Raw genomic sequence first — 15,902 nt, 5'->3', positions numbered from 1 at the left:
GCCATCGTATACGTCGCATACTGCCATCAGACATCTAGATTTGTAGGTAAAGCCATTTGCGCGATGTCGTAGATGTTGCGCTGAAACTGCTCAAACAGATCGCGCGTCATTGCATCGCCGAATTGCTCCAATGTCACCACCGGTCGATTAAAGCCATATGCGCGATATCGATTGGTCATCAGCGATGAGAGCAATGCGATCGATTTTCGACGCTCCACAAGCGTTGCTGCGGGAAACGGCTCCGATAAGCCTCTCACCGCGGCCCCCAATTTCACCGGAACACGAATGAACGTGTTATCATAGCAATCGATAGCTCGGAGCGCGTTTCCGAATTCTGCACGCAGCATCAGATTGCAGCACTTGAGCAAGCGGTTTGCGAGTGCGTGTCGTTTGCTTCTGGGTGTCCGCACACACAACCCGTCCAGCAGAAACGCCTCCATGTTTGCCAGCTGGCGATAAAGCGTCACTGCCTCGGGATCGTTGAGGAGCTGCCGGGCATTTGATTGTGTGACGAAGTCAACTCCGATTGGACTGTCGAGCGGCAGATGGCATTTCGGACAGATCAGCACCAGGGATTTGCCATAATCGACGAAGATGGGCAGCGTAACTTGCTTGCGACAAGAGTTGCTCGCGCAATAGCCGTTGAGCGGCCTGTTATGAACTGGACAAATCGTGGTGTAGGTGGATATCCAATGCTGACGGATAAAGTGATCCTTGCCCCCTGCCCGGTCCTCGAGAAGACATTGTTGGCACCATCCGTATCGAAACCTGTCAGAAAACGACGTGCCAATGCCATCCAAGGATTTTGCCCCGCCATCGGCGGTTAGGTCCCGACGTTTTACATAAGGCCATATAGAGCGCGGAAACAGGCTCGAGATCGCTTTCGCATCAGTAGAGAACATCCGGGCCAAGTGCTCAGTAACCTCATGCGCAGGTGCGAGCGTCAAGCGCAGCGCGAGATCCGGCCCGGGTTCCATCGCGCCGTTTATCGCGTCAACTGTCGACAGTAGTAGTTGCTCCGGACTGCTTAAGAGGATTGCCGCGTTCCTGGCAAGAAATGACGGGAAAGCCTCGCCCGGCATCGGCAACCGATACCGGACAAAAGGTTTAAGCGTCGCCATAGCTGACACCATCGAAATAGTCTCGTAGAAGCCTGTATGTGATCCGTTCTTCACCAGACAGGATTGCGTACTCTGCCAGACGCCCGAGTATGTCCAAAGTGTTCCTGGTATTTCCATTGCTTCGCTGCACCAGAGCTTTTCTGAGGGATTGATCGTCGAGCAGATCTGACTGACGTTCCAATGGACACCAACGACAATAAGCCTCCAGGAACGCGAGGAACTCCGTCGAATTCGACTTGAACGGTAGGATCTCGATGAAGTTCGCGCGCGCCAAAAGCTGTTCATCTTGGGCAACGATCCGCGCGGTTTTTGGAGTTGCGTTCAGGACGACATGCAAACCGTAACGTGAAATCGCCGTTCGAACAAAGTCAAAGAGCTGTGATCGTCTGTCGTTTGGCTTTCCACGAAGTGCCGATAGATCGTCAATCGCAATCATTCTTACACCAACCGAATGCAATGCTTCTGATGTACGTGGACCTGTCGATGGCACAGTGCCAAAGGGATGGTTCGCAAAATGAACTGATTTGCATAGTTCGGCACAGAGGTCTGGTATCGAAATGTTTTCAGATAACGTCCCCAGTGCAAACCGCTGCACATGAGTTTGGGAAGTTGCATCCAATACACTTGGAAGGCTGTCCTTCAAACGCGCCAACATAGAACTCGTACCCATGCCTGAAGGAGCGAAAAGGACGGTAAGCGGTTTTAGGGATTGTGTCGTACCGGATGCAAGCTGCCTCAGCCCCTCTTGAAGTTCGTCGAGCGGCTTTAGTGGAAAGTTAACTGCGTTCTGAAGATACACGAGGCGTTCAGGTATTGTCCGTTGGACTATCGGACGGCTGGCTGGTTCGAGGTGGCTGAGATCACGCATCACTCCCCTCCCCGTCTTGACCAAATCTGCGGGTGAGTGCGGAAGGCTTCAACGCTGCAAAGGGTGCTGGAATTGGTTTGCTACCCCGTTTAGACAACCGCTTGGATTTCCGTCGCTTAGTTCTAAGTTTTGCCCCCTGCCCCAAAATCTCATCATGCAGTTGATATTGTCGAGCCAGATCGGCATCCGTGTAACGCGATCCATTTTGCGCGATTTCTTCGTGCATCTCTCCCCATTCTGACAGAGAAATTTTCTGATGGAAGGATTTGACACAGGGGATCTCAAATATACCTCCCTTGTCGTCACATCCATAGATCTTGCGAATGTCCTCAGGGTCATAGTGATATCGAACAGATCGAACCCCACAATTACGCATTCTTTGCAGCGTGCGGGATCGGAACTTTAAATGATTAAATGTGACGCCGTCCTTGCCAATCGCCCCTGTTTTGTGCGGAAGAAAGCTCAGGCGGAAACGCTCTGCGTCTCGCGGCAGTATTGGCTGCGCATCTCGCGCGCGCCACCATCGGTCCCAAACATTTTCAGGGGTATCGTGAAGGCCAGAATGCTTCTCCTTATGATAAACGTTGCATACGTAGCTTACGAGCAATCGCTCGAACTGATTGAGCGTAAGGCACGCGGCGTGTTCAGGTTTGCGACCATCCAATTTTTTGGTGTCGGACAAGGTCGAACCTGGCAAAGAATGTATGTAGTTGTTTAACGTTCGAAACATTCGTTCGATATGCCCACCATAGCGCGGCGTTCGAACCGGCCGCTTCCAATGTTTGATTACGTTGTCTTCCAAGCCTGCTTCGAAAGCGTTTGAAACTAGGTCGGAGCCGTTGTCAGAATGCACAATCTCGGGCAAACCAAAGCATGGCCATCGAACTGATAGTTTCAGCTCCTCCAATCGCTTCTGTTTTGGCATCACGGCGTCATAGAAAACACGTGCCAACGCATGTGCGCTGAGTGTGGTCATAGAAAGTGTCAGCCCAACAAGCATCCTGGTGTGGACATCCAGACAGATCGTAAGAAGTGGCCGTCCGATTGGTTCGCCAGTGACGGGATCAACCAGTATAATGTCTGCTCTTGTGTGATCGATTTGAACGCATTGCAGAGGATGGTCTGCAACAAAGTGATCTTTAACTAGATCAAACTCTGTACGCGCTTGAGCCATCCCTTTTTGTTTTGCAACAACCTTGCGAGGTTCGATCTCATGTATTCGGCTTAACAGAGTTGATTTGTCGACAGGTTCCAGGCCACGAGATTGGAGCTCGCCGATGATCCACTTATATAGCGCGTGCGGTGATATATGATCTTGTGACAAGAACGATTTCAGGATCTTCTTCTCGATTATTTTTTCATGCAGCGGCGACAAGAACCTACTCAATGGTCGTCGCCCGGGCTTGAGTGGGATCAAGCTCGACACTGTACCGTGCCGCCGGAGTGTTCTCAGTTTTTTGAATATCGTCGCCCTGGACAAACCAAGTTGTTTTCTCAGGTCGACGATCGCCGCTTTCGTCAGCTTTTCGCCATCAGCATAGGGCATGAGAGCGAAAGCAATTTCCTGAGCTCGCCTCTCTTTCTCTACTTCTAGATCATGGGTCATTTCACATTTCCTTAGGCAATAACTCACTGTTCTGCCGCAGCAGTTACGAGTTGACTTTCATTGGTTTTGTGAGATGATCATCGTAACGGTGAACTACCGAAACGCCTCAACTGAGGTGCAAAAGGCCCGCGTCTTGCCGGACGTGAGCTTTGCCTTTTTCATCCCTGCTCTACATATTTTGTGCTCCTTTGTTTGGTTAAATTTTGAGCCAATGCTCACATATATTTTCCGATTTAAGGCTTTGTTTTTGCAATAATTATTTTGTTGATGCAGGACGGCTGTTCGACAACGATATATCGTCCACAAAATAGGTTTTCTGGAAAACACGTGCTGGGCGAAAGAGCTAATGCCGATGTATGCTTTTCTAAGGCGTTGATAAAATGGAGAAAGCATCTCAGCTTCCTTCTACACCAACACCTTGTGGGTGCCTGGACCACGGCATCTAGAAGAGAAAATCACCTGTGCATTGCGCAAACATTGGCGAAAAACACTTCCCGTCAGGAGGTCGGAAATGCTCACACTACCTCGAAAATTTAAACGAGATGTTGAACGCAATACGGCTGCTTTAAGGGAATCTATCCGTCACGAGCGATCACGTCGTTTGATCGACTATCGAAACAAGGCAATACTATCCATTCTGTATCATTCTGCTTGCCCGTTGCGATATCTGTTGAGTGCTCGATTGAAAAATTTGGTGGGGGTTATCGCCCTGAAAGTCGGTCAGCAGGAATATGAACTCAGCCGTCAGAACGCGCTCAGATTGGACAACAGGACCTTTTTACTTCTCAATCCCGCGCGCAAACAACTTGAGGCATGGCTTGATCGGTTAGAAGGCATTCGCGGTCAACTCAACAGAGACAGTCTAATATTTCCTGGTTTTCAATCGGCTGGCACCGTACCAGGCAACCGATCTCTCGCTGCCAAATCAGCTTCAGCGATCATAAGAAAATACGGAACCAAGCAAAAGATGGCGGAAGCTGGATTGTTAAATGCAACCGTCATTCGATCCGCTGGCTTGCCCTATCTCATTAACGAGGGATACCACCCATACGCCGCCGCGGAACTAGCCGGCTACAAATCTGTTCTGCCAGCACTCAAGCGGCTTACGGATCGTTTTGACGCAAAGCTAGATTTGACAGAAATGGGGCCTGTCGGAGAACCCACTTGGGCGCCAGCTTCGGGGCTGTCGCGACTGATAAGCAAGCGCTATATTGGTCGAGTTTGATCGCAACCTAGCGCTCGAGAAAGAGAAACAGTCATTCGAAATCTCCGCCGCAAATGGCGGCAAAAGAAGGATCCAATGGATTTCAAAGCACTATCGAGGATTGCCTGACAACAACTTTGGATCGTTCGTTGGTGTTAGCAGATTTTGACAATTTCTATTGGTAAGGTCATATTCACGCTCGCAAAGAGCTTTAGCCCTGGTGTTTGGCGCACACGATAGCTGGGGTGGCGGCGGCGGATTTAGCGTCAAATCCGCATTTCTCGATAGGTCGCAAGGCCGCTCCGACCCCTTGGGCTAAGGAAGCGCACCCGGTCGAGACACCCAAACCCCAGCAGAAAGCTGGGGTTTTTTACACTGATGGGTTCTCTGCGGCACCACAAGAAGCATCCAGCAGGAACGCAAGTATTGGATCCTAGAGTCTAAGATGGCCGTCTTCCGCCCATTAATCCCGTCTGCCCAGATCGCGGCTCCTGAAATCCCTGCCCAATGCTGTAATTACTTTAGGCACATCGGGCGGAGAGCAGACATTCGCTACAGACGCGAACTGTTCCAGCAGCACAGTTTAAAGCAGACACTCTGATAATTGAGGAACCGAGTTTTCCCTTAACGCAGCAAAGCTGCCCAAACTAGCGAATGCTTGGAAAAGCAACTGTATTCACTGCTTGCAGCCGAAGTGGCGAACGGAAATTATCGGCTACTGAATCTCTGGAAAATATCCAGAAGGAGATAGCGGTATATCCATCTTGCTTTTCTCGTCGTGAGTAAAGAGCCTGATTGTAGGCCCTTCGAGTCCACCTTTGCGACCAGTTTGCAGGGACCTCAGAACCTGATTGAGGGCAAGCTCTCCCTGTTGCACGGGGTCGTCGAATGGAACCGCCAATACTCTTCCGTTCAAGATGCTGCGCATGATCGTATGACTGATATAGGTCGAAACCAAATCCACATCGGCGTTCATGTCCGTAACCCTGCTTAAGCCAACGGTCGACTCCACTGCAGGCGCGCTGCCTATCAACAGGTCGATATCGGGAATGGTTGCGAAGGCGTCTTCGACTGCCTTGAGCTGCTGACGCAAGCCGGTATCTGCGCTGAACACACCGACGATCTCGATGCTGCTGTCCGATAGCCCTGAACGCAGGCCCAGCTCAAGCGGTGGGGCCCATCCGGATTCCACTGGACCGGAAATCAGAACCGCGCGCTTTGGCGGCGAACCAAAGGGATGCCTCAGAGCCAAATAATCCCCAAGCACCTGCCCCATTTGCTGCCAATCAACACCGATCCGCCCCGAGAGATCTTCACTGTGCAATTCATTTACTAGCCCGAAGACAGGTAGCTTTTGCGAGACGTCACGGATTGTTGCCAGCATATCTGGATGGTCAGAGGAAACGGCACCGATGAGAATCGCATCGACCTGCCGTGCGGCACATTCGTTCAGCTGAGAGATTTGACTGTCCCGAGATTGATAGCCACCTGCCTCGAAGAACATCAGGTCCAGCGAGTGTCCTTGCGCCTCATGCTCAAGCCCATAGCCCACACTCAGCCAGTATTCGTCCTTGAAATGCGGGACCAGAACACAAATTGAAAGTTCAGCTTCGTTGGTCTGAGCTTTCACGTCCTCGGCAGATAGACCGACCGCAAACGAAAGCCCGATGATTGCAGTTGCAATCGGCCGCGCGTAGGGTCGCGCTATGCGACGCCAGTCTTTTGACAAGAAATTAATGCTCGTTTTTTCGCTCATGGGCTTTCTGGCCGTCATGGTGGGCATCGCAGCTGTAGGCGTCAACCGCTATCTCATTCAATCCAACACCCGCCTCATAGAAGAAAATGGCCCGGTGATGGAGCTTTCCGGCAGGGTCGCGGCCGAGGCTGGCCTAGTACGCTCGCTGGCGACGTCATTTGTACAGGCCGATACACAAGCAACACAGGAAGAGCTTGCCGAGGCACTAAGACGGACGGTTGTGCGCATTCAAGACGGAATGCGCTCGTTGGAATCCATCGTCACAGACCCGTCGCCTGCCGGGGAACGGCCCGACATCGTCGCAATCGTTGTCAGCTTGGCGCAAAATGCACGCGACGCACTTGAGTTGACCACCTTGGTCCACGAGATCACGGCAACGTCTGGTCAAACCGGACGGGAGCTTGCCGCTTTGCTAGAGACAGAGCTTGATCTTGCCCGATTGAAAATCACCTCCACGATCGCCGATCTGTATTCCGAACATCAATCGGATGGGCGCACCGAGCTTGACCGATTGGCTGATCGGGATTTCTTCGCGTTCGACAGGATGACCGAACTTTTACGCGCCTCAGAGGCGACACGCCTTACATTACAAGAGGTTCATCTTCTAAACACGCCAATGGACGTTGAAGAAGCGGGTAACCTGGTCAGACAAAATCAGGCGCTGTTCTTGCGCCGCATTCCTTTCCTGCCGACGAAGGCGGGTCGCGCAGAAGCGCGCAGGCTATTGCAGATGCAAAGTGACGTGCTTGAAGCCGGCGGGTTGCTCGATCTGTCAATACGTAGGCTGACCCTACGCGCGACGGTCGAAGCCGACAGCGCACGGCTGCTCGATGCGGTCGACGGACTATCGCGGCACGCGCAGATCGTGCGACGCGACGTTCAAGCCGCAAGCCTTCAAAGAATCCAACACAGCAATAAGCTGACCGGACGTCTGGCCAATGGACTGTTGGTTCTGGTGCTGCTGTCCGGGGTAGTGGCGGCGTTAAGCTGGGGTTATGCTCGGCGCGAGCTGATCACGCGACTTCGGCTGGTCGTTGACCGAGTCGTCGACCTGGCACGCGAGCGTTTCGGCACTCCGATCGAGATTACCCGTCATGACGAAATCGGGCGCATGGAAAAAGCCATCAATGTTTTGCGCCGCCGAGCTATACAGGCTGCCGAATTGCGCAGTTCACTCGAGGATGCGGTGCTGGCACGGACCGGGGAAGTGGTGCAAGAGATGAAGGTCTCGGATGCTGCCCGGACCGAGGCTGAAGCCGCCAACCGCAGCAAGTCCGAATTCCTGGCGCGGATGAGCCACGAAATTCGCACGCCACTGAACGGCGTGATTGGGATGCTCGACTTGCTATTGGCCGAAGTAGATGACGATGCTCAGAAAGCGCGCATCAACACGGCACTCGTATCAGCGCGCGAGCTTTTGGAACTTAGCAACGACATTCTGGTCTATTCCGGAAGCGAACCATTGGCTGCGCGCACCAGCCCGGTTCACTTCAACCTACGTGAATTCGCTGGGCAACTTAACCACCATTTGACGGGGGATGCGCAAGCCAAGGGATTGGCGGCCACGGTTGATCTTTCCTCGGACGGTCCTCCGGTTCTGTTAGGTGACGTTGTGAAGATCAGGCAGGTTCTGACCAATCTAATTTCTAACGCGGTTAAGTACACAAACGAGGGGGCGATCTCGCTGTCGATCGAGTGTGTGCCGACGGGAGATGATGGTCAGATGCTCTTGTCTTTTGTGTTGCAGGATACTGGCGTCGGTATGTCCAAGGACTTTCTGATACGCGCCTTTGATCCCTATTCCCGCACCGACGAAGCCAAAAGCAGCTGGATCGAAGGGGCGGGGCTTGGACTGCCCATTTCGCGCAATTTGACCGAAGCAATGGGCGGGGCGCTTAAGGTGGAAAGCGAACCCGGTGTCGGAAGCCGCTTTACTCTTAGCTTGCCCGTCATCGCCGGAGATCCCGAAAAGATCGAGCAGCATACGTTTGCCCCCGTCGGGGATGTCGGAAAAACGGTGCTGGTCATCGAAGACCATCCGGTCAACCGTATTGTTGCACGCGGCTATCTTGAGCGTTTGGGATGTCATGTGACCGAAGCCGAGACCGGACGGGCCGCTCTTGCTGCGGTGAAGAAAAACCCGTTTGATCTGATCCTCGTGGATTTGGGTTTGCCCGACATCAGCGGCGAAGAGGTTATCAAACGCCTTGATCCCCTTCCTGAAACAACGGTGGTGGCTGCGTTGACGGCCCATGTCATCGAAGACAGCTCGGTTGAACGTGAACGTTTGGGCGTCCGACGCATTCTGGCAAAGCCAATATCTCCACGTCGGTTGGTGGATCTGATCGAGCTGTTGCCGCAGAATTCAAAACCTGAAGACGCAGGGGACGCCATGTTCGACTCTGTGTTGAAAAGCATTCAAGACGATATTTCCGATCTTGGGATCGACACGACAACGCAGGTGTTGTTGGAACTTCAGGCCGACATTCCGCGTGCAATCAACCTGATTGCGGCTGCTGATACCGATGAAAAGAAGCGGTTGGCACACCGTCTGAAGGGCGCTGTGTCCAACTATCGGCTAGAAGCAATTCGTGAAGCACTTGCTGAACTCGAAAGCACCGAGGGCGAAATCTCGTCCGAACAGTGGGAACGCCTGCACCAAACCGCGAAGGATGCGGAAGAGATGCTGAGTGCCGCTATGGAGCGGGCTGGTATTCAATCCACGTCGGGCGCGACAAAGCGATAGCCTTGCCCGTGGACGGTTAAAACCCAATCAGGGTTGGTGTGATCTTCTTCGATCTTCTTGCGCAATCGACCAACGACCACATCAATGGTTCGGTCGCTGGCACGCGTATGTTGACGCCCCAGCAGTTCATCAATGCGAACACGGCTGAGGGTGACTCCGGGGTTGTCGGTCAGGGCCTTCAATACTCCGAACTCGATTCCGGTTAACGTCTCGGTTCGGGACTGACTGATCAACCGACGGCGAATACGGTCAAACCGCCAATGTCCAAACGTGTCGATCGGAGGCGCCCCCTCGGGTGCTTGCCCTATATCGCTGATCCGAACCAGTAGGTTTTTGACACGCGCAGCAAGCTCGCGCTTATCGAAGGGCTTGGTGACATAGTCATCTGCGCCCATCTCTAGACCAACGATTTTGTCGACCTGATCGTTGCGTGCAGTCAGAAGGATGATGCCGATCTTGGACAAGGCGCGCTGCTCGCGTGTGATCGTCAGCCCGTCTTTGCCGTTCAGATTGATATCCACCAGCAGCAATTCGGCGGGATCGTATTCCAGCAGGTGTTCCATCTGCTCGGCGTCTTCGGTTTCAGACACACGATAGCCCAGCTGGCGCAGATACCCTGCCAACCGCATGCGCGATACCCGGTCGTCTTCGACGATGACGATGTGCTGTGTCATACGCTCAAGTTACATTCATTTACAAATTTACACAAAGCAAATTGCTTGGAGTCAACGTGGCGGAACCCTCGTAGGCACACACTCGTCCCGAGATTGTCCAAGGAGGAAACCCAATGACACTCCAGAACCCAACCCGCCGTGCGTTCCTTCAAGGGGGCGCTGCTGCATTCGGCGCGACATCCCTATTCGGAACTACCGCGCTTGCTTCGATCGACCCGAACTCGTTCTCGGGTCGTACATTCCACGCCAGCCACTATGGCCCGTTCGAGGCCGTCGTGCGTGACGGGAAACTTATCGGCATCAACACCATGATGGAGCTGGATGCCCGCCCGACCGAGATGCTGACCTATGGCGTCATGGACCGGACCTATGACAAAACCCGCGTCAATTACCCGATGGTGCGCAAATCCTACTTGGAAGGCTGGGAAACCGGCGACACCAAACCCGAGCTTCGCGGCAAAGAAGAATGGGTTCGCGTCGACTGGGATACTGCATGGTCCCTTGCGGCCAAGGCACTTCTGGACACCGCCACAAACCATGGCAACGAAGCGATCTTCAGCTCGTCCTATGGCGGCTGGTCGAATGCAGGCGTGTTCCGCCCCAACGTGCTTCAGGGCCGTCTTTTGAACCTCATGGGTGGCTGCACCAACACCGCGGGCGACTGGTCTGCCGGTGCGGGTCAGGTTGTCATGCCGCATATCATCGGTGACATGGAAGTCTATTCCGCTCAGTCTGCTTGGGAAACCATCCGTGACGAAACCGAAGTATTCGTATTGGTTGGTTGTGACCCGATCAAAAACAACCGGATCGAATACCGCGTTGCGGACCACGGCATGTATGCCCACTGGGAAGAGATCCGTGACAACGGCGTGAAGTTCATCTCGATCAACCCGCAGCATACGGCAACCGACGAATACCTCGGTGCTGAGCGTACTGCGATCGTCCCCAACACCGACACCGCGCTGTTCCTGGCCATGGCCTATCACGCGCTGGAAAACGGCTGGGACGACAAAGAGTATATGGCGAAATACACGGTCGGTGCCGACAAATGGATTGCCTATGTGAAAGGTGAAACCGACGGTACACCGAAAACCCCGGCATGGGCGTCGAAGATTACCGGCATAGAAGCGCAGCAGATCAAAGATCTCTGTGAAACCATTGCCACCTCGAAAACTGCCATTGCAGGTTCGTGGGCCATCCAACGTGCGCAGCACGGTGAAATGGCATACTGGTCAATCGTCAATTTCCAGGCGCTGTTGGGTAAAATCGGTAAGCCGGGTCAAGGCGTTGGCTTCAGCTGGCATTATGGCAATGGCGGGATGCCCCAAGGTGGCAACGCCACGCCGGTTGGCATGAGCCAGGGCCGAAACTTCATCAAGAAAGTGGTGCCTGCTTCGCGTATCACCGAGGCGCTGGAAAACCCAAATGTAGACTTCTTTTACAATGGGCAGACCAATACCTATCCCGACATCAAGATGATCTTCAACGCGGGCAACAACTTCATGTCGCACCAGCAGGATACCAACCGGCTGATCCGCGCGCTGCAGAAAGTCGAAACCATTGTCTGCGTAGACGTCTGGTGGACGGCAGCAACCCGTTGGGCCGACATCGTGTTCCCGGCTTCTTCGACGCTGGAACAGGACGATATCACTTCGGGCGGCACATACTCGAACGATCGTGTTTACGCGATGAAGAAGGTGATTGAACCAGTTGGGGACAGCAAACCGGACTATGAAATCTTCGAGGGTCTGGCCGACAAACTGGGGCTTTGGGCACAGTTCACCGATGGCGAAGACAAGATGTACCACATCAAGCTCGCCTATGAAGCATCCGGCGCCGCGAAAGAGATCCCGTTCGAGGAATTCTGGGAAAAAGGCTATGCCCGTATGCCGGTGCCCGCCGAGGCCCGCAAATGGACCCGCCACGGAGCCTTTTACGAAGACCCCGAGGCGACCCCGCTGCACACAACCTCGGGTAAGATCGAGATGTTCTGCGACACCATCGCTGACATGGAGCTTGACGACTGCCCCGGTATGCCGATGTGGATGGAGAAACACGAATACCTCGGCAACGCCAAAGAAGGCCAGCTGCACGTCGTATCACCCCACCCGTGGTTCCGTCTGCACAGCCAGATGGCAAACTCGGAACGGCTGCGTGACCTCTACATGGTCCAGGGGCGTGAACCGGTGCGGATCAACGCGGAAGATGCCGCCAAACGTGGCATCGAAGACGGCGATCTGGTCGAGCTTTACAACGAGCGCGGCACGGTCATCGCAGGCGCGGTTGTGTCGGAAGACATCATGCCGGGTGTGGTCTCGATCTATGAAGGTGGCTGGCCGCAGCTGGACAGCAAAGGCCGCGACAACTCGGGGCTGGCAAACTTCCTGACTTCGACCCAGCGTGCCTCGGGTTTGTCGGAAGCGACCACGGCGAACACCACGCTGATCGAGATGCGCAAATGTGAAGACCCGGAAGGTCCGAACATGGCGTATCACCCGCCAGCAATCATTGATGACATGGAGGTCGCTGCGATTGATGACGACAAGCTTGGTCTTGAACGTCTCGATGACCTGACAGCGGCGCTTTATGCCGACATGACACCGGGTGAGAAGATGTTCTTCGAACGCTGCACAGTCTGCCACGCTCCGCGTGAAGTGACCCACTACACCCAGCAACAGTGGAAAGGCATCGTGCCCTCCATGTTCGAACGTGCAGGTCTTGAAGACAGCGAACGCGAGCTTGTCATGGAATATCTGATGATGAACGCGGCGGACGCCAAGTAACAAAACCAGAGAGGGCGGCGTTGCTGCCCTCTCATTCCTACACCTGCCAAGAGCAGAATGAGATTATAAGCGCCGGAGGAAGTGATGCTGGACAAGATGGAAGATACGGGGTGCGGATGCGACAGCGTCAAGCAACGCCTTATGCCGCTTGATGCCGCCATTTCACTGGCTCTGGACGGGATCACACCCGTTGCCGAAACCGAAGAGGTGACCATCTTCCAATGTGCCGGGCGCGTTGCCGCTGAAACCGTGGTGGCAACTGAGGCGATGCCCTTCTTTGACAACTCTGCGATGGACGGCTTTGCCGTCAATGCCGCGGATCTTCTGAATTCAAACCGCTTGCCAATCTCGTCCGAGATCGCCGCAGGCGATGCACCATCCGACCTGACGCCCGGCACCGCTGCACGCATCTACACCGGGGCGCCGATCCCCTCTGGGGCGAAAGCGGTTGTCATGTTCGAAATGTCTGAAGTAACTGGTGAAACCGTAGAGTTTACCGTGACGCCACGTGATGGCGACAACATTCGCCGCGCCGGAAGCGACCAGCCCAAAGGGGCCGTTCTGTTGCACCCGGGTCAGCGCATCGCCGCGCGTCATGTTGGACTGCTTGCCGCCAATGGCATCGACACCTGTGCGGTGCGCAGGCGCATCCGGGTTGGCGTCTTCTCAACAGGTGACGAACTGGCGACGCGCAAGCGCCGTCCGGGTCAGATCCACGATGCGAACCGACCGATGCTGATGTCGCTTTGCGCACAACTGGGCACCGAGGTGACGGATCTTGGTACCCTGCCCGACGATCTGGGCAAAACCACCGAAGCCTTCGCAAACATCCGGGATCAGTTTGAACTTGTGCTGACGTCCGGCGCGGTCTCGATCGGGGGGCGCGACCACATTCGTGACGCGCTTGTCGCTGCGGGTGGCACGCTGGACGGTTGGCGCGTGGCGATCAAACCGGGCAAACCCATTGCTTTCGGGCGACTGGGCCAAACCATTGTCACCGGCCTTCCCGGCAACCCCTTCGCGAGCTTCGTGGGCTTCCATCTGTTCGCCGCGCCTCAGATCGCCCGGCTTTCAGGTGCCAGATCCGCGAAGTTTGCCCCCAACCGCGCCAGCTCGGGTTTCGAGTGGGCGCGCAAAGCAGGGCGTGCAGAGGTCTTTCCTGTGAAACTCACGGAACACAGTCCCGAAGGACTGCCGATCCTAGAGCGCCTTGGCGCCAGCGTTTCGGCCACGCTCTTTCCCCTGGCCGAGGCTGACGGTTTGGCCATCGTCCCGGCTGAAACCGACAGTGTCGCGCCAGGGGATTGCCTGCACTGGCAACCATTCTGTTCCGCAGGAGATTTACAATGACCTATCCCATGCTTGCCGCCATCCGCTTTGACACCGGCGAAATTGACGGCCTTCTGGCTGATGTCGCAGCGACTCTATTGAACAATGGCTATCGTGTGCGGGGCGTGCTGCAATCCCGCGGAGAGATGCGAGGAGAGTGTCACTGCGCAGATATGGATCTGCATGCCATCGGCAAGGCACGGACCTTCCGGATATCGCAACCTCTTGGAAACGGCTCGCACGGATGCCGGTTGCATCCCGGCGCGCTTGCCGAATGTGCGGCCTATCTGCAAACGGAAATGGATCAAGGCACGGACCTTTTGATCCTGAACCGATTTGGGCGCGGTGAAAGTGAAGGGCGCGGCTTTCGTGATCTGATCGGCCAAGCCATGATGCGGGGCGTTCCCGTGTTGAGCGCGGTGCGCCCGACTTATGAAGACGAATGGCGTGCGTTCGGAGCGGGTCTGTCCTGTGACCTTCCGATGGATCAAAGCACCATTTTGACGTGGTTCGATGATGTGATCGAGGCCCGTCATGCCGCTTGATACCCGCACCCCTCAAACCCTGTCCGACAGCTTCGGGCGCAAGGTAGACTATCTGCGTCTTTCGGTGACGGATCGCTGCGATCTACGGTGCACCTATTGCATGGCTGAACGCATGACATTCCTGCCAAAACGCGAGCTTCTTTCGATCGAAGAGCTTGAGAAACTGGTGAGCGCCTTCATCGACCTTGGCGTGCGCAAGGTGCGGCTAACTGGTGGCGAACCCCTTGTCCGCCACGGGATCATGTCGCTGATCGAAACACTTGGCCAAGAGGTGGCAACTGGTCGGTTGGGTGAATTGACGTTGACGACCAATGGCACACAGCTCTCACGGTTTGCGCCTGCGCTTGCCGCCAACGGCGTGCGCCGGATCAACGTCTCGCTTGATACGCTCGACCCCGAAAAGTTTGCTCATGTCACACGCCGGGGCCGTCTATTTCAGGTTCAACAAGGCATCGAGGCCGCGCGCGCAGCAGGGTTGCACGTCAAGATCAACACGATGGCGCTACGCGGGTTCAACGACGCCGAAATCCCGGAACTTGTGGACTGGGCGTTGGAGCGCGGCTGCGATGTGTCCTTCATCGAAGTGATGCCAATGGGCGACGTTGGTACCGAAGACCGGCTTGGGCAATACTGGCCCCTTGGCGAGTTGCGCACGATGCTTGAGGAACGTTTCACCCTGCGCGACACCCCCTTCAGCACCGGCGGACCGTCGCGATATTGCGATGTGCTTGGCACCCAGCAACGCATCGGTTTCATCACACCGATGAGCCACAATTTCTGTGCAAGCTGTAACCGCGTCCGCGTGAACTGCCGCGGGGAATTGTTTACCTGCCTCGGCCGCGAGGGCTCGTGCGATCTGCGGCCAGCACTGCGCGAGTCTGATGATGTTTCGGACGTCCACAGGGCGATCCGCAATGCCCTATGGTGCAAACCAGAGGGCCACGACTTTTCTTATGGCGCGGATGACGTCTCGGGCGGTGTCGCGCGCGGAATGAACCACACAGGAGGATAACCATGGCTACCTATGATGTTGTATATTTTGCCTGGGTTCGGGAACGGATCGGCCTGCCGAGAGAGGAAGTTGAGAGCACCGCGCAGAACGTCTCTGACCTGATCTCAGAGCTTTCTGAACGCGAACCCCGCTATGCTGCGGCCTTCTCAGATCTTTCGGCCATTCGTGTCGCGCTGGACCAGGATCTTGCGCAATTTGATGCCCCGCTCGAAGGCGTGCACGAGGTGGCGCTTTTCCCCCCGATGACAGGAGGCTAAG

12 protein-coding genes are annotated in these 15,902 nt (G+C 55.0%); 7 read left to right on the top strand and 5 right to left on the bottom strand.

Annotation, left to right across the window (positions count from 1 at the left end):
* Nucleotides 1–26: 26 nt before the first annotated feature.
* From MWU55_RS14480 to MWU55_RS14470, 3 genes are read right to left on the bottom strand one after another with little or no spacing between them, the layout of a single operon-like run.
* A complete protein-coding gene (locus MWU55_RS14480) occupies nucleotides 27–1,121 on the bottom strand; it encodes a TniQ family protein (RefSeq protein WP_246937227.1) in 1,095 nt (364 codons plus the stop codon).
* Complete coding sequence (locus MWU55_RS14475) at nucleotides 1,108–1,989, bottom strand: TniB family NTP-binding protein (protein WP_246937225.1); 882 nt, start codon at nucleotides 1,987–1,989, stop codon at nucleotides 1,108–1,110. The genes MWU55_RS14480 and MWU55_RS14475 overlap by 14 nt, the downstream gene beginning before the upstream one ends.
* Nucleotides 1,982–3,595, bottom strand: a complete 1,614-nt coding sequence (locus tag MWU55_RS14470; protein ID WP_246937223.1) for a Mu transposase C-terminal domain-containing protein — start codon at nucleotides 3,593–3,595, stop codon at nucleotides 1,982–1,984. The genes MWU55_RS14475 and MWU55_RS14470 overlap by 8 nt, the downstream gene beginning before the upstream one ends.
* Nucleotides 3,596–4,106: 511 nt before the next feature.
* Between MWU55_RS14470 and MWU55_RS14465 the strand changes: the two genes are divergently transcribed.
* The gene (locus MWU55_RS14465) at nucleotides 4,107–4,820 is read left to right on the top strand and encodes a hypothetical protein (protein ID WP_246937221.1); all 714 of its coding nucleotides are present in this window, start codon (nucleotides 4,107–4,109) and stop codon (nucleotides 4,818–4,820) included.
* Nucleotides 4,821–5,514: 694 nt separating this feature from the next.
* On the opposite strand, the gene torT is transcribed toward MWU55_RS14465, so the two are convergent.
* A complete protein-coding gene (gene torT, locus MWU55_RS14460; protein WP_246937219.1) occupies nucleotides 5,515–6,582 on the bottom strand; it encodes a TMAO reductase system periplasmic protein TorT in 1,068 nt (355 codons plus the stop codon).
* On the opposite strand from torT, the gene MWU55_RS14455 reads away from it, so the two are divergent.
* Nucleotides 6,536–9,301: an ATP-binding protein gene (locus MWU55_RS14455; protein WP_246937216.1), complete on the top strand. Its 2,766-nt coding sequence runs from the start codon at nucleotides 6,536–6,538 to the stop codon at nucleotides 9,299–9,301. The two genes, torT and MWU55_RS14455, sit on opposite strands and share 47 nt — an antisense overlap.
* Here MWU55_RS14455 and MWU55_RS14450 read toward each other — a convergent pair.
* Nucleotides 9,271–9,975 carry a response regulator gene (locus tag MWU55_RS14450; RefSeq protein WP_246937214.1) on the bottom strand — a complete coding sequence of 235 codons (705 nt, stop codon included), beginning with the start codon at nucleotides 9,973–9,975 and terminating at the stop codon, nucleotides 9,271–9,273. The genes MWU55_RS14455 and MWU55_RS14450 overlap by 31 nt on opposite strands.
* Before the next feature lie 113 nt (nucleotides 9,976–10,088).
* Here MWU55_RS14450 and MWU55_RS14445 point away from each other — a divergent pair, with 113 nt between their 5' ends.
* The 5 genes from MWU55_RS14445 to moaD all read left to right on the top strand — a co-directional run bounded on the left by MWU55_RS14445 (nucleotide 10,089) and on the right by moaD (nucleotide 15,901).
* Entirely contained in the window at nucleotides 10,089–12,758 is a 2,670-nt protein-coding gene (locus tag MWU55_RS14445; RefSeq protein WP_246937212.1) for a molybdopterin-dependent oxidoreductase, read from the top strand.
* An 84-nt stretch (nucleotides 12,759–12,842) separates the two neighbouring features.
* Complete coding sequence (gene glp, locus MWU55_RS14440) at nucleotides 12,843–14,108, top strand: gephyrin-like molybdotransferase Glp (protein WP_246937210.1); 1,266 nt, start codon at nucleotides 12,843–12,845, stop codon at nucleotides 14,106–14,108.
* Nucleotides 14,105–14,632, top strand: a complete 528-nt coding sequence (locus MWU55_RS14435) for a DUF2478 domain-containing protein (RefSeq protein ID WP_246937208.1) — start codon at nucleotides 14,105–14,107, stop codon at nucleotides 14,630–14,632. The genes glp and MWU55_RS14435 overlap by 4 nt, the downstream gene beginning before the upstream one ends.
* Nucleotides 14,622–15,644 carry a GTP 3',8-cyclase MoaA gene (gene moaA, locus MWU55_RS14430; RefSeq protein ID WP_246937206.1) on the top strand — a complete coding sequence of 341 codons (1,023 nt, stop codon included), beginning with the start codon at nucleotides 14,622–14,624 and terminating at the stop codon, nucleotides 15,642–15,644. Before MWU55_RS14435 ends, moaA begins: the two co-directional genes overlap by 11 nt.
* A 2-nt stretch (nucleotides 15,645–15,646) precedes the next feature.
* Nucleotides 15,647–15,901 (top strand): molybdopterin converting factor subunit 1, encoded by a 255-nt coding sequence (moaD, locus tag MWU55_RS14425; protein WP_246937204.1) that lies wholly within the window; start codon nucleotides 15,647–15,649, stop codon nucleotides 15,899–15,901.
* Nucleotide 15,902 lies beyond the last annotated feature (1 nt).

Source organism: Aliiroseovarius sp. F20344 (genome assembly GCF_023016155.1).
In the GTDB taxonomy this organism is placed as follows: Bacteria; Pseudomonadota; Alphaproteobacteria; order Rhodobacterales; family Rhodobacteraceae; genus Aliiroseovarius.
The sequence above is the reverse complement of the archived record's forward strand: the minus strand, read 5'-3'. Positions and strand labels throughout refer to the sequence as shown.